Source organism: bacterium (genome assembly GCA_021372775.1).
Classification (GTDB): Bacteria; Acidobacteriota; Polarisedimenticolia; order J045; family J045; genus JAJFTU01.
Window position 1 is genome coordinate 1 of record JAJFTU010000315.1, and the last position, 3,452, is coordinate 3,452.

General features: G+C 74.4%; 2 protein-coding genes. Both read right to left on the minus strand.

All coding sequences use genetic code 11. The annotated features are described in order from the left end of the window. A partial coding sequence (locus LLG88_10765; protein ID MCE5247382.1) for an error-prone DNA polymerase occupies nt 1–2,734 on the minus strand: 2,734 nt, incomplete at its 3' end. Further along, on the minus strand, nt 2,731–3,452 hold a 722-nt coding region (locus LLG88_10770), incomplete at its 5' end, for a hypothetical protein (protein ID MCE5247383.1). The genes LLG88_10770 and LLG88_10765, both read right to left, overlap by 4 nt.

A 3,452-nucleotide genomic window follows, 5' to 3' on the forward strand; every position in this document is an offset into this window, starting at 1 on the left:
GATCGACGCCGAGGCCGTCGAACGCCCCGGCCTCGGCCAGCGCGGCGAGCGCGCCGCGGTCGAGGCCGGTCCGCCGCACGAAGTCGTCGAGCGACGCGAACGGACGCGCCGCCGAGCCGTCGCGCGAGAGCGCCGAACCGCCGTCCGCGCCGTCGCCGCGGGCGGCCGAGCCGTCTCGTTCGCCGTCGCCGCGTGCGGCCGCGCCGTCGCGTTCGTCGTCGCCGAGGGCGCGCGCGATCGCCGCCGCGTCGGCCGCGCCGAGCCCTTTGACGAGCCGCAGGCCGAGGCGGAGCGCGAAGCGCGGCCCGAGCGTCGCGTCCCACGAATGCGCCGGCGGATCGCCCTCCCCCGCCGCCTCGAGCGTCGTGTCGAAGGCGCTGCGGAGGACGTCCACCGGCCGCACCTCCACGCCGTGCCGCCGCGCGTCCTCGATGATCGTCGAGGGGGCGTAGAACCCCATCGGCTGCGCGTCGAGCAGCGCGCAGGCGAACTCCGCCGGGTAGTGCCGCTTGAGCCACGCCGTGGCGTAGCTGATCAGCGCGAAGCTCGCGGCGTGGCTCTCCGGAAAGCCGTACTCGCCGAAGCCGCGGATCTGCTGGAAGACCCGCTCCGCGAACTCCGGCTCGATCCCCTTCGCCGTCATCCGCTCGACGATCCGCACATGGTGGGCCTCGATCCGTCCCGTGCGCCGCCAGGCCGCCATGTCGCGCCGCAGCTGGTCCGCCTCGCCGGGGGTGTAGTCGGCGGCGACGACGGCGAGCTTCATCACCTGCTCCTGGAAGAGCGGGATGCCGAGCGTCTTCTCCAGCACCGGGACGAGCGAAGGATGCGGGTACTCGACCGGCTCCTCGCCGTTCCGGCGGCGCAGGTACGGATGGACCATCCCGCCCGAGATCGGCCCGGGGCGGATGATGCTGACCTCGATCACGAGGTCGTAGAAGCGGCGCGGCTTGAGCCGCGGAAGCATCGCCATCTGGGCCCGCGATTCGATCTGGAAGACGCCGACCGTGTCGCCGCGCGAGACCATCTCGAAGGTGGGCGGGTCGTCGGCGGGGATCGTCGCCATCGAGACGTCGAGGCCGCGCTGTTCCTTGAGCGAGGCGAGGCATTTGTCCACCAGCGTCAGCGCGCCGAGGGCGAGGATGTCCACCTTGAACAGGCCGAGGTCCTCGACGTCGTTCTTGTCCCACTGGACGACGGTGCGCCCTTCCATCGCGGCGTTCTCGATCGGCACGAGCGTCGAGACCGGCTCGTGCCCGAGCAGGAAGCCGCCGGGGTGGATCGAGAGGTGGCGCGGGAAGTCGAGCAGTTCGTCGGCGAGCTCGACGAGCAGCCGCCCCGCGCGCCCTTCGGGATCGATGCCGGCCGCGGCGAGCGTCTCGGGCGGCAGCTCGCCGTAGTGCGGCAGCAGCTTGGAGAGCTTGTCGAGCGTCGTCTCGGCGATGCCGAGCGCCTTGCCGACGTCGCGCGCCGCGGAGCGCGGCCGGTAGCGGACGACGTTCGAGACCATCGCCGCGCGGTCGCGCCCGTACTTCGCGTAGATGTGCTGGATGACCTCCTCGCGCCGCTCGTGCGCGACGTCGAGGTCGATGTCCGGCGGCTCGGCCCGCTCGCGCGAGAGGAACCGCTCGAAGAGGAGGTTCATCCGCACCGGATCGACGGCGGTGATCCCGAGGCAGAAGCAGACCGCGGAGTTGGCCGCCGAGCCGCGCCCTTGGCAGAGGATGGCGCGCCCGCGGCAGAACTGGACGATCTCCCACATCGTGAGGAAGTAGCCGCAGTAGTCGAGCTCCTCGATCAGCGCCAGTTCCTTCTCCAGTTGGCGCGCGACGTCGTGCGGGACGCCGCCGGGATACCGCTCCGCCGCGCCGGAGAAGGTCAGTTCGCGCAGCCACTGCGCCGTCGTGCGCCCTTCCGGCAGCCGCTCCGAGGGGTAGCGGTAGCGCAGGTCGTCGAGGCGGAACGTGCAGTCCTCGGCGACGGCGAGCGTCCGCGCGACGGCGCCGGGATCGTCGGCGAAGAGCTTCGCGAACTGCGCCGGCGGCTTGAGGTCGTGCTCGCCGTTCGGCTTCGTCGCCCGCCCCGCCGCGGCGAGGCGCACGCCGGCCCGCGTGCAGGCCAAGACGTCCTGCAGCGGCCGCCGCGCGCGCTGGTGGTAGAGGACTTCCACCGCGGCGGCGACCGGCAGGCCGAAGCGGCGCGCGCGGCGGCGCAGCCGGGCTTCGCTTTCGACTTCCTCGGCCCGTTTGTGGCGCGCGGCGAGCGCGGCGATCCGCGGGCCGAAGGCGTCGCGCAGCAGGCGCGCGACGACGTCCGGCTCCGCCTCGCCGGCGAGGAGCGAGCGGTCCCCGCCCCACAGCGCGAAGAGGCCGCCGGCGTGTTCCGCGACCTCGCGCCAGGCGACGCGGCTCTCCCCCTTCGGGCAGCGCCGCCGCCCTTCCGTGACGAGCCGGCAGAGGTTGGCGTAGCCGCCGCGGTCCTGGGCGAGGAGGACGATCGTCGAGCCGTCGTCCACCGTGACCTCCGAGCCGACGACCAACTTGACGCCGAGGTCGCGCGCCTTGACGTGGGCGCGGACGATGCCGGGGACGCCGTCGCGGTCGGTCACCGCGACCGCGGGCAGGCCGAGTTCCGCCGCGGTCTCGACGAGTTCCTCGGGATGCGAGGCCCCTTCGAGGAAGGAGAAGTTGCTCTTGCACCAGAGGGGGACGTAGCCGTCGCCGGCGGCGGTCATTCGACCTGCCCTTCGAGGAACCAGCGCCGGCGCAGCGGATCGTGGAAGACCCAGAGCAGGTCCCCGCGGACCGTCTCGGCGTAGTGGTACTCGCGCTGAATCGGCGCGGCCCACCAGCCGCCGCCGACGACGAACGGGCCGACGAGCCGCCGCACCGCGCCGTCCTTGACGTCGCGGACGAGCCAGCCGTCGTCGCGCAGGTGATGCGGCCGCGGCGGCAGCGGGATCGGCTTGGGGTAGACGCGCCGCACGAGGACCGGCAGCGGCCCGCGGCCGGGATCGTCCCGCGGCGCGCCGAACGGCAACGCGGAAACGCCGAGGGCCCGCGCGCCGTCCGCGTCGCGCCGCCGCTCCGCGTTGAATTCCCGCGCCCGCGCGGCGTCGCCGTCGGGCCGCGCCGCGTCGCGCCGCCGCGCCGCTTCGAACTCGCGCGCCCGCGCGGCCTCGAGTTCGCGCGGCCGCGCCCCTGCGGCCACGCGCGCCTCCGCCTCGAACGCCGAAGGTTCGAGCGGCGCCCAAAGGAACGTGGCCGCCGGCAGATGCCCGTCGCGCAGCCGCGCCCGCACGACCGCCTGCGCCCCGAACTCGGCCCGCAGACGGGCCAGCGCCCGCTCCGCCGCCGCGACGTCGCGCCGCCCTTCCCCTTCCGGCAGCGCGGCCTGCTCCGCCTCGGCCGGCGCGGCGAGCGCCTCGAGGGCGAGTTCTTCGACCTTGCCGG